At 62.7% G+C, this 15528-nt stretch carries 14 protein-coding genes; 3 read left to right on the forward strand and 11 right to left on the reverse strand.

What is annotated here, in order from left to right; genetic code table 11:
• Positions 1-32 precede the first annotated feature (32 nt).
• Positions 33-941, reverse strand: a complete 909-nt coding sequence (locus tag NKH63_RS22535; RefSeq protein ID WP_352847749.1) for a LysR family transcriptional regulator — start codon at positions 939-941, stop codon at positions 33-35.
• A gap of 81 nt (positions 942-1022) precedes the next feature.
• On the opposite strand from NKH63_RS22535, the gene NKH63_RS22540 reads away from it, so the two are divergent.
• Positions 1023-1517, forward strand: a complete 495-nt coding sequence (locus tag NKH63_RS22540; RefSeq protein WP_352918802.1) for a DUF8737 domain-containing protein — start codon at positions 1023-1025, stop codon at positions 1515-1517.
• 302 nt (positions 1518-1819) lie between these two features.
• Here the strand turns inward: NKH63_RS22540 and NKH63_RS22545 are convergent, their stop codons facing one another.
• The 4 genes from NKH63_RS22545 to NKH63_RS22560 all read right to left on the reverse strand — a co-directional run bounded on the left by NKH63_RS22545 (position 1820) and on the right by NKH63_RS22560 (position 5117).
• Entirely contained in the window at positions 1820-2257 is a 438-nt protein-coding gene (locus tag NKH63_RS22545) for a YybH family protein (RefSeq protein WP_352918804.1), read from the reverse strand.
• 184 nt (positions 2258-2441) lie between these two features.
• Positions 2442-3899 (reverse strand): S8 family serine peptidase, encoded by a 1458-nt coding sequence (locus NKH63_RS22550; protein WP_352918805.1) that lies wholly within the window; start codon positions 3897-3899, stop codon positions 2442-2444.
• Entirely contained in the window at positions 3889-4557 is a 669-nt protein-coding gene (locus NKH63_RS22555) for an anti-sigma factor (RefSeq protein ID WP_352918807.1), read from the reverse strand. The genes NKH63_RS22550 and NKH63_RS22555 overlap by 11 nt, the downstream gene beginning before the upstream one ends.
• A complete protein-coding gene (locus tag NKH63_RS22560; protein WP_352918809.1) occupies positions 4554-5117 on the reverse strand; it encodes a sigma-70 family RNA polymerase sigma factor in 564 nt (187 codons plus the stop codon). Before NKH63_RS22560 ends, NKH63_RS22555 begins: the two co-directional genes overlap by 4 nt.
• 192 nt (positions 5118-5309) lie before the next feature.
• Here NKH63_RS22560 and NKH63_RS22565 point away from each other — a divergent pair, with 192 nt between their 5' ends.
• Both NKH63_RS22565 and NKH63_RS22570 read left to right on the forward strand, forming a co-directional pair.
• Positions 5310-5726, forward strand: a complete 417-nt coding sequence (locus NKH63_RS22565) for an NUDIX hydrolase (RefSeq protein ID WP_352918811.1) — start codon at positions 5310-5312, stop codon at positions 5724-5726.
• Positions 5727-6327: 601 nt separating this feature from the next.
• Positions 6328-7332 carry a zinc-dependent alcohol dehydrogenase family protein gene (locus tag NKH63_RS22570; protein WP_352918813.1) on the forward strand — a complete coding sequence of 335 codons (1005 nt, stop codon included), beginning with the start codon at positions 6328-6330 and terminating at the stop codon, positions 7330-7332.
• A gap of 81 nt (positions 7333-7413) precedes the next feature.
• Here the strand turns inward: NKH63_RS22570 and NKH63_RS22575 are convergent, their stop codons facing one another.
• The 6 genes from NKH63_RS22575 to NKH63_RS22600 all read right to left on the reverse strand — a co-directional run bounded on the left by NKH63_RS22575 (position 7414) and on the right by NKH63_RS22600 (position 15470).
• Positions 7414-8253 carry an alkaline phosphatase family protein gene (locus NKH63_RS22575; protein ID WP_352918815.1) on the reverse strand — a complete coding sequence of 280 codons (840 nt, stop codon included), beginning with the start codon at positions 8251-8253 and terminating at the stop codon, positions 7414-7416.
• 8 nt (positions 8254-8261) lie between these two features.
• Complete coding sequence (locus tag NKH63_RS22580; protein ID WP_352918818.1) at positions 8262-9932, reverse strand: ABC transporter ATP-binding protein; 1671 nt, start codon at positions 9930-9932, stop codon at positions 8262-8264.
• A complete protein-coding gene (locus NKH63_RS22585) occupies positions 9932-10759 on the reverse strand; it encodes an ABC transporter permease (RefSeq protein ID WP_023718087.1) in 828 nt (275 codons plus the stop codon). Before NKH63_RS22585 ends, NKH63_RS22580 begins: the two co-directional genes overlap by 1 nt.
• An 11-nt stretch (positions 10760-10770) precedes the next feature.
• Complete coding sequence (locus NKH63_RS22590; RefSeq protein ID WP_023718086.1) at positions 10771-11730, reverse strand: ABC transporter permease; 960 nt, start codon at positions 11728-11730, stop codon at positions 10771-10773.
• A 16-nt stretch (positions 11731-11746) separates the two neighbouring features.
• Entirely contained in the window at positions 11747-13333 is a 1587-nt protein-coding gene (locus NKH63_RS22595; protein ID WP_352464554.1) for an ABC transporter substrate-binding protein, read from the reverse strand.
• A 154-nt stretch (positions 13334-13487) separates the two neighbouring features.
• The gene (locus NKH63_RS22600) at positions 13488-15470 is read right to left on the reverse strand and encodes a CocE/NonD family hydrolase (RefSeq protein WP_352918820.1); all 1983 of its coding nucleotides are present in this window, start codon (positions 15468-15470) and stop codon (positions 13488-13490) included.
• Between the last annotated feature and the right edge of the window lie 58 nt (positions 15471-15528).

Below are 15528 nucleotides of genomic sequence, written 5' to 3' on the forward strand. Positions count from 1 at the left end.
TGTTGGCCAGCACCAGCGAGTGCGTCCTGATCTCAGGCCGCAGATTTGAGGTGATCGATGAAGGCGCGCAGCTTCGGCAGGACTTGGCGCTTGCCTGGATGATAGAGGAAGACACCCGGCGTCGTCGTGGCGATGCTGTCCAGCACCGACTTGAGTTTTCCTTCTTCTATCAGACCTTCGGCGAGTGGTCGCGGTGTCTGCGCCAGCCCAACGCCCCGCGTCGCAGCCCCGACCAATGTCGAATAGTCGTGCGCGATCAGCGGGCCTGAGACGATCGCTTCGATCGCGCCATTGCCGTCGACGAAGGACCAGGGCGCGATAGCGCCATTCGAGCGGCGCAAGCGTAAGCAGGCATGGTGGCGCAAGTCGTCGACACGCTCGGGACGGCCGTGGTGCTCGAGATAATCAGGGCTGCCGACGACCACGAACGAGAACGGCGCTGTCAGCCGCACCGCGACCATGTCGGCGGCGATGAGCTGGCCGAGGCGGATGCCGGCATCGAACCCGCCGGTCGCCAGATCGACCATCTGGTCGCTCACGGCGATCTCCAGTTCGATCTCAGGATAGGCTTGGCAGAACGACGCGAGCACCGGCTCCAACATCAGCGGCACGATGGCGCGGGGCACAGAGAGCCGTAGCAGACCGGTCGGCCGTTGGCCGATATCGCGGGCGGCCTCGCCGGCCGCAACAAGCTCTTCGAATGCCGGGCCGGCACGGTCTAGGAACCGCTGGCCAGGCTCGGTCAAACCAACGCTCCGCGTCGTGCGGACGAACAGCGCCGTGCCCAGACGGGCCTCCAGCGCGCGCACCGCTTGGCTCACGGCGGACGGCGTCACGCCCAGATCGGCGGCGGCACGGCGGAAGTTGCGGCGCCTGGCGACGGCCAGGAACGCCTCGACGCCCTCCAGCGCACCATGTCGGACTGTGTAGTTCTGCTTCATAGGTTGTTGTGATTACACCGGATAGTCGAATTGCGGTAGCGGGCTTAAAGGCGCGTGAACCAACTGTTGAGAGAAGGCCAAATGTCCACGGAAATAGTGTTCCAAACCCATCTTGTTCTCGGCTACGTCGCGTGGCTGCTTTGCTTCGGCGCATACGGTTTGCCGTGGCTCATGTCGATGGACCGGGTCGCAGCGCAACGTGCTATCGCTACGCTGCACAGCTTCCGCTTCTTCGGGCTCGTCTTCATGGTTCCAGGCGTCGTAAGCCCCAATCTGCCCGCCGATTTCGCCGTGTTTGCCGCCTACGGCGATTTCGCGACTGGCGTGCTGGCCATGCTGGCGCTGCTCACAGTGAGGATACGCCCGCTCTTCTGGCCGTTGGTCGTCGCCTTCAACGTCGTCGGGACGGTCGACCTCATCGTCGACTATTACCACGCCATTCAGATCGGCCTTCCTGCACGCGCGGGGGAACTGGGCGCAACCTACGCGATCCCGATCATCTACGTACCGCTGCTGATGATAACGCACATCGCCGCATTCTATTTTCTGGCGCGTCCTCGGCAAAACGCGACTTAAGCCATCGTAGTCGATCCGCCTGGCCGGCGCGCATTGCCGAACGGCTGGCGTCGCGAATCTCTGGCCGGAGCAGGCCGCGCGCGGCGAGGTCTGGCCGTTCGACCAGTGGTCAGGGCATCCAGGGCCGGCGCGCCGATGTAAAGGTCAAAACTCGATCACTCCCGGCGACCGAGTTCGACCCAGAGCGGCCGTCCGACCCTGCGAGCCCGATGACGCTGGCCAACCCTTAGCAGAAAACGGACTGAAGAATAGCCGCGCTGCAGCAGCAAAGGAGATCGATCGCTTCCCCAATACCACAACCGCTATCGGCGGAGTACCGAATCGGCCGGCTGAGCCGTCGTTATCGGATCGGCATGACGATGCACAATCTTCCACAGACCATCTTCTGGGCGAAAGACGCTCGTCGCGCGTAACGCAAGAGGCGTGACATCGCTCCGACCGCCAACCTTGGACCTGAGCCGCTCCACTTCGACGATGTATGCCAGCTCAGACGTCACACACTTCGCTATGTTCTCGAAGCCGCTAGCGTCGCCGTCCCTGTAGTTCGATGCCGCTTGCTCCATCGTCTCAACGACCTGCTTCCATCCATAAGCGAAAGGGCCAAAGGGATTGCCCAGTGTTACATCGTCTCGTTGGGAAAAGAGCTTCTTCGCTGGCGCGGGGTTTCCTTTCATGAACTCATCCAGAGCCAGGTGGTATTCTTCAACTGCTTGATCGAAGCCACTGGCGTCGAGGGACACGTCATCCTCCCTGTCGTTTTTATTTCTGATCCGGACTGGCGACCACAGGTCTACATTCTGTGCGCCCGCAGCGGTGAAGCATTTTCCCTACGGCGGCGTAGTGCAGGTTGGCTTGGTCATTATAGCACGGCGTGAGACAAGTTTCGCGACAGCGTTATGAGACGGCTCGGTTCAAACACGAGACTTAGTCCTTGGCCGCCTCGGCCGCCTTGGTGTCCAGCAGCCCAAAGCCGAAATCATTGTCCCGCCCCTTGGGGCCGAGATCCTTTGCCGTGGCGGCCAGTGCTTTCTCGACCCAGTCGGCCGAACGGTCGGGCGCGGCATGCAACAGGTTGGCGACCGCGCCGGTCACGATCGCCGCTGCAAAGGACGTCCCGGTCACCACATCCGAGCCGGCGCCGCTTGGCGCCACCATCTCGACGCCGGGAGCGGAGATGAAGACGTAGGCGCCGCGATTGGCCTGCGGCATCAGCCCGTCCTTGGCATCGGTGGCCGTCACCGCGATCACGCCGTCGAAGGCGGCCGGATAACCATAGGGCGCCTTCGGCCCGTTATTGCCGGCGGCCGCGACCAGCACGATGCCGAGCGCGCGCGCATTGCGGCAGGCGATGCCGAGCAGGTCGTTCTTCGGGCCGACGAAGCTCATATTGATGATACGGACATCCTGCTCCGCCGCCCAGTCGAGCGCCGAAAGGATGACGTCCATGGTCGACTTGCCGCCCTCGAAGGCGCGGGCGTGATAGATCCTGGCGCCCGGCGCCATGCCTTTGAACGCGCCGGTGCCGGCGATCAGTCCATCGACCGAAGTACCGTGGTCGCGCGCCTTGATCGGCACGTCGGGCATGGCATCGAACTGCTCGGCGATGACACCGGAGAGCGCGGGATTGCTGTCGTCGATGCCGGTGTCGATGACGCCGACGCGGACATTCTCGCCGCTGGCTTCCTTGGCGTCGAGCGCGATGCGCTCGAACGCATAATTGACGATGCTGGCCGCCTGCTGCAGCGAATAGACGTGGTTGGCCTCACGCCGCAAAGTGCGGCCGTCGGCGGCAAGCTGCGCCAGCACGACGCCGACTGGGCGGCCATCGGGAATGCCGAAGCGCACCAGCGTGTTGCCGAGCAGCCGCGACTGCCGCTGCGAGCGTATTTCGAGGCCGAACGAGGCGGCGATCTGCTGGACCGCGCCGGCATCGCCATTGACCGTGACCAGCACCTCGTCGGGCACGAAATCGCCGATCACGGCGCGCGGCGGCTCGGTTGCGACAAGATCGGTGGGCGCTACGACCGGACCGCCCGGCGCGGCCGCCGGTATTGCCGGCAGGCCCGAAGGCGGAGCGGTCGGCGGGGCCGCAGTATTGCCGGGAGGTATCGGCGCCTCGGTGACTAGGGCAGGATTGGGGAACAAGTCGACGATCAGCGCGGGAAGAAACACGGCACTCACCGTTGAAGCCTTAGCCGGCGTTTTGCCGCCGCTATCCTTCCCGTCGTCGCCGTCCTTGGCGCAGTCGGTGCCGGCGGCACTTGCCCGGTTCAGGCAGTCGATCTCCGCCTGGGTGAGGTTCGGGTCGTTGGTCTGCGCCATCGCGGACGTGGCGAAGATTGTCATCGCCGCCGTCAATCGAATGACCGCCTTAGCCGCCATCAGCCGGTTTCCTTCCCTCCAGGGCAGCTTCGGTGAAAGGCTGGGCGGCAATAAGGCCAAGCAGCTTCTGATAGTCGGCGGCGGTCTTGGCCGGAACGCCGAGGCGGAAGACACCGTCGGCGGTCGGCCCGCCAGCGATCTTCAACTGGTTCTGGTCGAGAAAAGCGACGATATCGGACAGCTTCGCATCCGGTTTGAACTTCACCAGTGCAAACGGCATTTTGGCCAGATCGTCTGCCGATCCGGCAATCTCGAAGTCGCCACCTCTGCTGCCGGTCTGGACAAAGGATTGCGCGACGACCAGGGCCAGCAGCACCGCGGCCGCGGCCCAGGCGACGCCGGCCGGCACCGCCATGAAGCGGCTCCAGGCCTGCGCCAGCCAGGGCGACGCCGCCGGCGCGCGGGCCGGGCCGGCCTCGGCGTCGAGCGCCTTGGCAAAGCGGCTGAGCGCATCGGCCGGCGGGCGGATTGCCTCGTTTGCGGCAGCAGTGCCTGAGAATTCGGCCTCGGCCTCGCCAAGCGCGGCCATCGCCGCCGGATCGCTCTCCAGCCATTCCTCGATGGCTTCCAGCTCGGCGCCTTCCAGCGAGCCGTTCAGATAAAACGGCAGCAGCATTTCCATTTCGTCGCGGCGTGACATTTTTTCAGCGGCGCTCATGGCCACCCCCTGTCGTAACCGGCGGCCCTGAGAGCTTCGCCGAGTTTCTTGCGGGCGTAGAACATCCTGGTCTTGACCGTGGCGACCGGAATACCGAGCACCTCGCCGATCTCGCTCACCGATTGCCCGTGATAATAGGCAAGGTCGATCACCGTGCGATGCTCTTCCGGCATGGCATCGATGAAGCGTCGCAAGGCAGCGGCCTTGTCTTCCTTCATCGTCACGACTTCCGGCGTGTCGGCACCGTCGGCGACCTGGGCCGCGTCATCGTCGTCGATCCAGTCTTCCTTCTTCTTGCGCAGCAGGGACAGCGCCTTGAAGCGGGCAATGCCGAGCAGCCATGTCGAGACCTCCGAGCGCCCCTCGAAGGCCGGCGCCTGCCGCCAGAGTTCGAGGAACACCTCGTTCGCGATATCGTCGGCCATCAGTTCCGATCCCGTCTGGCGTGCCACGAAGCGGTAGACTCGCGCGTGGTGGCGCATGAACAGGAGCCGCACGGCGGCACGGTCGCCCTTCGCGACCCGCTCGACGAGCGCGCGATCGGTCTCCGCGGCCGTCATCGCCGGTCGAGCCGCCTGGCTCCTGCCTGCTCTGTCGCTGATCGGCCCAAAAAGGTTCACCGCCTCCGCCGGATATTTGCGGAGGCTAGCCGAAGAGCGGAGAGGTTGCCAGAGGTGCGCTTTCTCCTTCTCCCTGCGGGGGAGGGAAGACGCCGCCTTTGCAAACATCGCTGCAGTGAATACGCTCCGCAAATGATCAGGAATCCCACAGTTACGGTCGGTGCATTGCTGGTGTACCACGACCGGAAGGTCTTGATGGGTCTTCGCGCTACCTGGAAGAGCGCGTGGCCTGGGCATTGGGACACGATCGGCGGCCGCGTTGAAGCCGGAGAGACGCTGGAAGAGGCACTCGTTCGCGAGATTCAGGAAGAAATTGGAGTGACGCCAACAGATTTCGGTTGGATGCGGTGCATTGGAGAGCGCCATCCCGAGCTCTATGGGAAGGCGTTGCACCACGTTTTCAAGGTCATCGGCTGGGAAGGCGGGGATCCAAGCAACATTTGCGAGGAACACACCGAGATCCGGTGGTTTGATGTCGAGGAACTTCAGCGCCTCCCCAATCTGGTGGATTGCGATTATCGCCGGCTCGCAAAGCTCGCCGCGACGTGACCTCCCGAAAGTACCCGTTCTCGCACGTGATCCGCGCACCGATCCTCGGCATTTCCCGTGACGCGAGGGAATCCCTAGGTGCTCAATTTCCCGCGCTTGCCATCCGCCGTCCCTTGATCGCCTTCTCCAGCCCGCCGATCTCCACTTCGGGCATCTGTCGCTGATCGGCCCAAAAAGGGTTCACCGCCTCCGCCGGATATTTGCGGAGGCTAACCGAAGAGCGGAGAGGTTGCCAGAGTGTACCGTTCTCCCCCTTTTTAGCGATACTGTCTCGGCCGTCAGGCTCGCAATGACGGCGGCCACAAGGCGGCTCATAACCATCGGGTAAGGTGCAGTCGTTCAGCCTCGGGCGAGGCGTAATTGGACGCCATCGCCGTGCAGGGATTCCCGACAGTTTTGTAACTCAACAGTCCGCTGCCGGGCGACTAAGGTCCCGATCGCAAATGGCAATCCAGCCTGAAGAAACGAAATGTTATGACCAACAACAGCTTTGCGGCCGCGATTCTCGTGGATCAGTCGCCCATGGCGGTGTTCGCCGCGGTCAAGCGTCCACGCGAGTGGTGGGGCGCATGAAGCCTTGCGCGGTCGGAAGGAGCTTTCCATGAGATTGATTAGGCTGAAAGCGCCGGGAGGCTTGGAAAATCTCAAGCTGGTCGAGGAAGATTGCCCAGAACCAGGGCCGGGTGAGTTGCTTGTCAGGATACGAGCGTGTTCGTTGAATTTCCACGACAGTATGGTGGCGCTGGGAAAGAAACCGTGCGCCGATGGCCGTATCCCGCTGTCCGATGGCGCCGGAGAGGTGGTTGCGGTCTCAGACGATGTCCAAGAATTCAAGGTCGGAGATGCCGTCGTCAGCACCTATTGGCCCCATTGGCTGGCAGGCGAACCGACGCCAGCCAATAAGAAGGGCGAATTGGGAGATGATGTTGACGGCTATGCCCGCGAGGATGTGTGCATGCCCTGGCATGCCTTCACAAGGGCACCGGCAGACTTCACGCATGTGGAGGCGGCAACGCTTACTTGTGCCGGCGTCACCGCCTGGAAAGCCCTGATGGTGTGCGGCCAGGTGAAGCCTGGTGATACGGTGCTGGTCCTTGGCACGGGAAGTGTATCGCTGTTCGCGCTGCAATTCGCAAAAATTGCAGGCGCTCGGGTTATTGCCACCTCCTCATCGGAGGAGAAGCTGGAAAAGTTAAAGCGATTTGGAGCCGACATTGTCGTCAATTACAAGGCGGTGCCGGATTGGGGCCAGAAGGCAAGGGTATTGACGGACGGACGCGGCGTCGATCATGTGATCGAGGTTGGCGGGCCCGGCACATTGGCGCAGTCGATAACAGCTTGCAGGATGGGCGGCCACATCGCACTGATCGGTGTCTTGACTGGTTTTGCCGGGCAAGTTTCGATCCCGGCCCTGTTTTCCAATCAGATCAGGATCAGCGGAATCTCGATTGGCAGCAGGGCAGACCAGAACGACATGATCCGTGCCATAGAGGCCAACCGTTTGAACCCTGCGATCGACCGCGGTTTTCCCCTGCAGGAGATCGCCAATGCCTTCAAGCACTACGAGTCCCAAAAGCATTTTGGCAAGGTCTGTCTCGAACTTTGACTCCTGTATCTGGCCTCCATTTGGCGTCGCGCATTTCGACCGGCTTTATGTTCTCCGCAAGCAAAGCAGGCCAGGCACCAATCAGTCGAGAAATGGCTTTGCCTTCATCGTCGCCGGCACCGGCACGCCGAGGCGCGCAAGCACCGTTGGCGCGAGCTGCAGCTGATCGAGCAGCGTCTTGGCTTCCGGACCCTCGCCGGATCCGAAGTAGTAAAGTGCGAAATCCTGCATCTCCTCGTCGTGGCCGCCATGATGGCCGCGATCGGTCTGGCCATGATCGGCGGTGACGATCACCTCGTAGCCGGCCTCGCGCCAGCGCGGCAGGAAGCCGGCGAGCATGGCGTCCATTGCATAGACGGCATGATCCATCTCATGGCAGTCATGGCCGAAGCGGTGGCCCATCGAGTCCAGCGTGCAGCTGTGCAGGATGCCGTAGTCGATGCCGTAGCGCCTGGTCAGCATGGTCAAGGTAGCGAACAGGTCGACGTCGCTCGGCGTCATCTGGTTCCTGGCATTATAGCCGGTCATGGTGTGGAACCGGCCGTGGCCGATCGGCCCGCCCGGCTCGTCGAACGCCATGTCCTCGACCAGGTCGAACGGATAGGCCCGGAAGAATTCGGACCAGTAGGAATGGGTGACCGCACCCGTCTTGCCGCCGGCCCTGCTGACTTCGGAAAAAATATCAGGCTGTTCGACGCGAAACCGGTTCTCGTTCGACAGGATACCGTGCACTTGGGGCGGCACGCCGGTGTGGATCGAGGCGTAGCAGGATGCCGAGGTCGACGGCAGGACGGAGCGCATTTTCCATACGCGGGCTTCGCCTGATTGCACCCAGCCTTCGAGATTGCCCATCAGCCGCCGCCAGTTCCGGTAAGGCACGCCGTCGAGGATGATGACCAAAAGTTTTGTCTTGAGCGCCACGGGAGTGTCTAATTTCCCGCGCTGGCCATGCGCCGTCCCTTGATCGCCTTTTCCAGCCAGCCGATCTCCATTTCGGGCACCGACGACAGCAAAAGATCGGTGTAGGCATCGAAGGGTGGCGTCAGCACGGTGCTCTTGGCGCCGTAGCGCACCACCTCGCCGCGATACATCACCGCGATTGAATCGGCGATCGACTTGACCGTGGCCAGGTCGTGGGTGATGAACAGATAGGCGACGTTTTCCTCTTTCTGCAGCCCGAGCAGCAGCTCCAGTATGCCATGGGCGACCAGCGGGTCGAGCGCCGAGGTCACCTCGTCGCAGATGATCAGCTTCGGCTTGGCGGCGAGCGAGCGGGCGATGCAGACGCGCTGCTTCTGGCCGCCCGAAAGCTCGGCCGGATAGCGGTCGATATAGCCTTTGCCCATTTCAATCTTGTCGAGCAGTTCGGCGACGCGTTTGTCGCGCTCGCGCCCGCGCATCCCAAAATAGAATTCCAGCGGCCGGCCGATGATGGTGCCGACCGTCTGGCGCGGGTTCATCGCCACATCGGCCATCTGGTAGATCATCTGCAATTGGCGCAGATCCTCTTTCGGCCGGTCGGCAAGCCGGTTGGCGAGCGGCCGCCCGTCGAAGGTGACGGTGCCTTGTTCGGGCGGCAAGAGGCCGGTGATGGCGCGCGCCAGCGTCGATTTGCCGGAGCCGGACTCGCCGACCACCGCCAGCGTCTGGCCCGGGAAAATATCGACCGAGACGTTCTTCAACACCTTGATGTGGCTGCGGCCATAGGCGGCGGTGATGTTCTTGACCGACAGGAACGGGCTCGTGCCGGGCTTCTGCTCCTGATGTTCGATCTCATGCACTGAAACCAGCGCGTTGGTGTATTCTTGGCGCGGCTCCTTGATGATCTGGCGCGTGCCGCCCCATTCGACCAGCCGGCCGTGGCGCAGCACCATGATCTCGTCCGATACCTGGGCGACGACGGCAAGATCGTGGGTGATGTAGAGCGCCGCGACATGCGTGTCGCGGATGGCATCCTTGATCGCCGCCAAGACGTCGATCTGCGTCGTCACGTCGAGCGCCGTGGTCGGCTCGTCGAAGACGATCAGGTCGGGCTCCGAGCACAGCGCCATTGCCGTCATCACGCGCTGCAGCTGACCGCCCGACACCTGGTGGGGGAAGCGCTCGCCGATGCTTTCGGGGTTCGGCAGGCTGAGCTTCTTGAACAGCGCCACGGCGCGCTTTTCGGCTTCGGCCCGCGTCGCCGTGCCGTGCAGCAGTGCTGCCTCGACCACCTGGTCCATCAGCCTGTGCGCCGGGTTGAAGGCAGCTGCCGCCGATTGCGCGACATAGCAGACCTCGCGGCCGCGCAATTTGCGGAACCCTTCGTTGCCGCCCTTCAGGATGTCGCGGCCATTGAGGATGACCTTGCCGCCGGTGATGCGCACGCCGCCGCGGCCGTAGCCCATCGACGACAGGCCGATGGTCGATTTGCCGGCGCCGGACTCGCCGATCAATCCGAGCACCTTGCCCTTTTCGAGCGTCAGCGAGACATCGTGCACCAGCACGATGTTCTTCGGCGCCTCGCCCGGCGGATATACCGTGGCCTCGATGCGCAGATTGCGGATGTCGAGCAGCACGCCGGACCTCGGTTGCCCGGGCTTAGGTTGCTTGTCAGCCATTACCCGCGTCCTCCCTTCAGGCTTGTCGTGCGGTTGAGCACCCAGTCGGCGACGAGGTTGACGGAAATCGCTAGCGCTGCGATCGCCGCCGCCGGAATGAGGGCGGCGCCTATGCCGAAGACGATACCATCCTTGTTTTCCTTGACCATACCGCCCCAATCGGCGTCCGGCGGCTGTACGCCAAGCCCAAGGAAGGACAGCGTCGACAGGAACAGCACGGCATAGATGAAGCGCAGGCCGAGTTCCGAAACCAGCGGCGACAGCGCATTGGGCAGGATTTCGCGGAAGATGATCCAGCCGCTGCCTTCGCCGCGCAATTTGGCCGCCTCGACGTAATCCATGACGTTGATGTCGACGGCGACCGCCCTCGACAGGCGGTAGACGCGGGTCGAATCCAGAACGCCCATGACCAGGATCAGCGTCACCAGATTGGATGGCAGCACCGAAAGCACGACAAGGGCCATGATCAGCGTCGGGATCGACATCAGGAGATCGACGAGACGCGACAGAAGCGTGTCGAACCAGCCGCCGAAAACCGCCGCCGAGAAGCCGAGTATGGCGCCGAGCGAGAACGATAGCGCGGTCGCCAGCACCGCGATGAACAGGGTGATGCGGGCGCCATAGATCATGCGCGACAACAGATCGCGGCCCAGATTGTCGGTGCCCAGCCAATGCGCCGCCGACATCGGTTCCCAAGGGACGTCGCTGACGATCTCGGCATTGCCATGCGGCGCGATCCACGGTGCAAAAATCGCCGCCAGAACGAACAGCGCCGTCAGCACAATGCCGATCAATGCCGGGATGGGGATGCGTTTGATGACGAGCATACCCGACCCCTTCATTTCGGATGTCTAAGGCGCGGATTGGCGACTATCGCCGCTATGTCCGCGATGATGTTCAGGCTGATGTAGACGGCGGCGAAGATCAGCCCAACCGCCTGAACCACCGGCACGTCGCGCTTGGTGACGTGGTCGACGAGGTATTGTCCCATGCCTGGATAGACGAAGATCACTTCGACAACGACGACGCCGACGATGAGGTAGGCGAGATTGAGCATGACGACGTTGATGATCGGCGCAATCGCATTGGGGAAGGCATGCCTGCGGATGACGGCGAAGGCCGAAAGCCCCTTGAGTTCGGCGGTTTCGACATAGGCCGACTGCATGACATTGAGGATCGCGGCGCGCGTCATGCGCATCATATGGGCGAGCACCACCAAGGTCAGCGCCGCCGCCGGCAGTGCTATGGCCTGGATGCGCTCGCCGAACGGCATTCCGTCATAGACGGTGGAAATGGCGGGAAACCATTGATGTTGCACCGCGAAGAAAAAGACGAGCACATAGCCGACGAAGAATTCCGGGAAGGACGTCGAGGCCAGCGCCAGTCCCGAGATCAGCTTGTCGACCCAGCCATTGCGGTAGCGCACCGCGATCAGCCCGAGGATGATCGCTAGCGGCACCGCGACGACCGCCGCCCAGAAGGCGAGGAACAGCGTGTTCCACAGCCTTCCCTTGATAGAGGTTGCGATATCCTGACCGCTCGACATAGCCGTGCCGAGATCACCGGTCAGAATGCCGCCGAGCCAGCGAAAATAACGGATGTAAGCCGGATCGTTGAGCCCGAGCTGTTCGCGCAGATTGGCGAGCGACTCCGGTGTCGCCGACTGCCCGAGAATGGCTTGCGCAACATCGCCGGGCAGGATCTGGGTGCCGGCGAAGATCAGGACCGAAACGGCCAATAGAAGGATGATGCCCAGCGCAATGCGCTGGGCCACCAGTTTCACGATGGGTGAGGACATATCCGCAAGGCCGGGCTCAGGCTTCGAGCCAGCACTTCGCGAGAGCATATCCGTTCATCAACTCCTGATGCGGATCATCCACCCAGCCGGCAACCTTGGCGCCCGTCGCGTCGATGAACTGATTGAACATCGGCAGGATCAGGCCGCCCTCGTCGCGCACCATCACAGCCATGTCGTGGTACATTGCCTTGCGCTTGGCCTCGTCGAGCTCGGCGCGAGCCGCCAGCACCATCTTGTCGAAATCCGGACGCTTGAACCGTGTGTCGTTCCAGTCAGCCGTCGACAGATAGGCAGTCGAGTACATCTGGTCCTGCGTCGACCGGCCGCCCCAGTAGGAGGCGCAGAAGGGCTGCTTGTTCCAGACTTCCGACCAGTAGCCGTCGCCCGGTTCGCGCTTGATCTCCAGCTTGATGCCGGCCTTGGCCGCGCTTTGCTGGAACAGCTGTGCGGCATCGACGGCACCGGGGAAGGCGACGTCCGACGTCCGGAGCAGGACGGCACCGTCATGGCCCGACTTCTTGTAGTGGAACTTGGCCTTGTCGGGATCGTATTTGCGCTGCTCGATCTCGGTGAATAGCGGGTACGATGCATTGATCGGGAAGTCGTTGCCGAGCGAGCCATAGCCACGCAGCACCTTGTTCAGCATCTCCTCGCGGTCGATCGCCAGCTTCAGCGCCATGCGCAAATCGTTGTTGTCGAACGGCGCGGTGTTGCAGTGCATGATGAAGACGTAGTGGCCGGGTCCCGAATGGTTGCGGATGGTGACGCCGGGCACACGCTTGATCAGGTCGACGATCTTCGGCTCGACGCGGTTGATCATGTGGACCTGGCCGCCCTGCAGGGCCGCCGTACGCGCCGTGGCGTCGTTGATGACGATGATCTCGATCTGGTCGGCATGGCCCATCTTGTCGCCCTGCCAGTAGTTGGCGAAGCGCTCGCCGCCATGGCGCACGCCGGGCTCGTTGGTGGTGACCTTGTAAGGACCCGCCGAGATGCCGGCATCGGCCTTGTCTTTGCCGCCGTTCGGCTGGATGATCAGGTGATAGTCGCTAAGCAGATAGGGAAGATCGGCATTCGGCTCCTTCAGCGTCAGCACCACTTCCTTGCCGCTGGCCTTGATGCTCTCGATGCCTTTCATATAGCCGAGCGCGCCGGATTTCGACTTCTCGTCCGAATGGCGTTCGAGGGTGGCGGCCACGTCCTCTGCAGTCACTTTCTTGCCGTTGTGGAACTCGACGCCGTCGCGGATCTTCAGCGTCCAGGTCTTGGCGTCGTCCGACGAGCCGATCTCCTCGGCAATGCGGTTCTCGAGCTTGCCTTCGGGAGACAGCTCGACGATCAGTTCGCCCCACATCTTGCCGAAGGCGAACGGCACCTGCGTCATGAACAGCGCCGGATCGAGGCTGTTGGTGGATTCGCCACCGACGAGGCCGGCCTTGAGCGTGCCGCCCTTGACCGGACCCGCCGCGCGGGAAGCGCTGGAAAGCAGCGAATTGGCGAAGGTTGCGGTGACGCCGAGCGCTGCCGCCCGGCCGAGAAAATCGCGACGGCTCAGCTTGCCGGACGCAACGCGCCGGCTCAGATATTCCAGTTCGTTCGACATGTTGAGTTCCTCACTCTGTTGGTCGACCTTATGGTCGTTTTTTCTCATTTCAATCGGGAGAATAATGACCGTAAGGGAAAGGGGTAAGCAAGACCGAATGCGACATGCCGTGGCGTAAATCGTGCGTCGCAATTGGACCAATCGCTATAAGCGCTCAAAGCAGTACCCGCGGGATATTCTCCTCGAAGTCGCGCTCGAAGACCAGTTTCTCGCCTTCATAGGCTTCAATTCTGGCGCTAACCATGAAGCTTTGCGCGTCGGAGCGCATTTCGGCGAAGGTTTCGGTGCGCACCGACCATTCATTTCGCGACAGCGTCTGGGTCCAATGCGTCTTGCCCAAGGCTGACAGCGGATTGTCAGGACGGATCGCCCATGTCTCTCTGGCGATGCTCCCGTGGGCGAGGCCATGCTCCAGGTCGCGCACCTCACCGAAATCGTCGACGATAGAAAGCGTGATCATTCCGGTCTTTTCGTCGCGATCGACATGACGCTCGGAATTGGCGGCGCGGACCGTTTCGGTTGCCCAGGGCGTGGCGCCCTCGGGAGCGGGGAAGACCACTTCGTCACCTGGCGCCAGCGGGCGCAGCGGCAGCATCAATGTCGCGGCCGACAATTCCAGCCGGACCGGCTCCGGCGACGGCCAGATCATCGGCCAATAGCTGTTGGAGATGGCAACACGCAAGCGGTGGCCGGCCGGCACGCGATAGGCGCATTGGTCGAGGACCACCCGGGCGCTGACGGTTTCGCCGGGCACCAGCGCTTCGGGAAATTCGTGCGAGTTGCGATGCGTCAGGTTGAGCACGCCGTAGGAGATCAACTCCGACGCTCCGTCCGGATGGACGTCGCACAGCCGAACCGCGATGTTCGCCTGGCGCCGGTCCGACGAGACCCTGACCACAACTTCGGGAGCACCGACGATGTCGACCGCTTCGGTCAGCACCGGCTGGTCGAAGCACACCGACAGCGCATCGTCGGTGCGCTGGTCACCCGGCAGTTCCGGTCCAAAGGTGAAGGGGAAATATTCGCCACCGGCAAGGCCGCAGCTTTGCGGCGAAGTGACGATAGCGTGGTTGCCTTCAGCGATAAGCTCAACCTCTTGCGTCTTGATGTTGGGTGACGGCCATTCCGTTTCAGCGACCCAGCGGCCCGGCCGCTCGGGATGCCAGCGCGCCGGACGCACGCTGTCCATCACATAGGCGCGGTAGGCCGGGTCGGCCTCTACGCCGGTGTCGAGGTCCTTCAGCCAGCGGTCCCACCAGCGCAACGCCTCCTGCAGGAAGCCGATGCGCGGTTCGGGCGCGGCGTAATGCGGGTATTTGTGGATCCACGGGCCGACGATGCCCTTGACCGGCGCCTCGATATTGGCGGCGAGATGGGAAATCGTATTGCGATAACCGTCATGCCAGCCGCCGATCGACAGCACCGCGGCATGAATGGCGGAATAGTCCTCGCAGATCGAGCCGCGCTTCCAATAGGCGTCGCGATGCTGGTGCTTCAACCACAGCGGCGCCAGGAAGGGCTGGTTCTCCAGCCGGGTCAGCCACAGCTCGCGCCATCTGTTGTCGCCGGCCAGCAACGGATCCGGCGGCCGCGACGAATAGGACAGCATGGTCGAAGCCCAGCCGAAATTCTCGATCAGCAGGCAGCCGCCCTTGTAGTGGATGTCGTCGGCGTAGCGGTCGACTGTCGAACAGAGACTGATAACCGCCTTCAGCGCCGCCGGCTGCTTGGCTGCTACCTGCAGGCAGTTGAAGCCGCCCCACGAAATGCCCATCATGCCGACATTGCCGTTGCACCAGGGCTGCGCCGCCGCCCAGGCTATGACGTCGCAAGCGTCCTGCAATTCCTGCTCGGAATATTCATCGTCCATCAGCCCTTCGGAATCGCCGTTGCCGCGCATGTCGACGCGGATCGAGGCGTAGCCGTGGCCTGCGAAATAGGGATGCGTCAGCTGATCACGATAGATCGTGCCGTCGCGCTTGCGATAGGGCAGATGTTCGAGGATTGCCGGCACCGGATCGTCGGCGGCATCGGCCGGCATCCACACCCGCGCCGACAGCCGGCAGCCGTCCGGCATGACGATCCCCATATCCGGAAATTCGACGATCTTTCGTGGGAATTCAGTGACGATTTTCATGCGAGCAGACTCCAGGAGCGCCAGATGATGGAGTCCGCAGGATGTCGTCGTGGGCCAG

Origin of the sequence: Mesorhizobium sp. M0960 (assembly GCF_040319055.1) — a bacterium.
GTDB lineage: Bacteria > Pseudomonadota > Alphaproteobacteria > Rhizobiales > Rhizobiaceae > Mesorhizobium.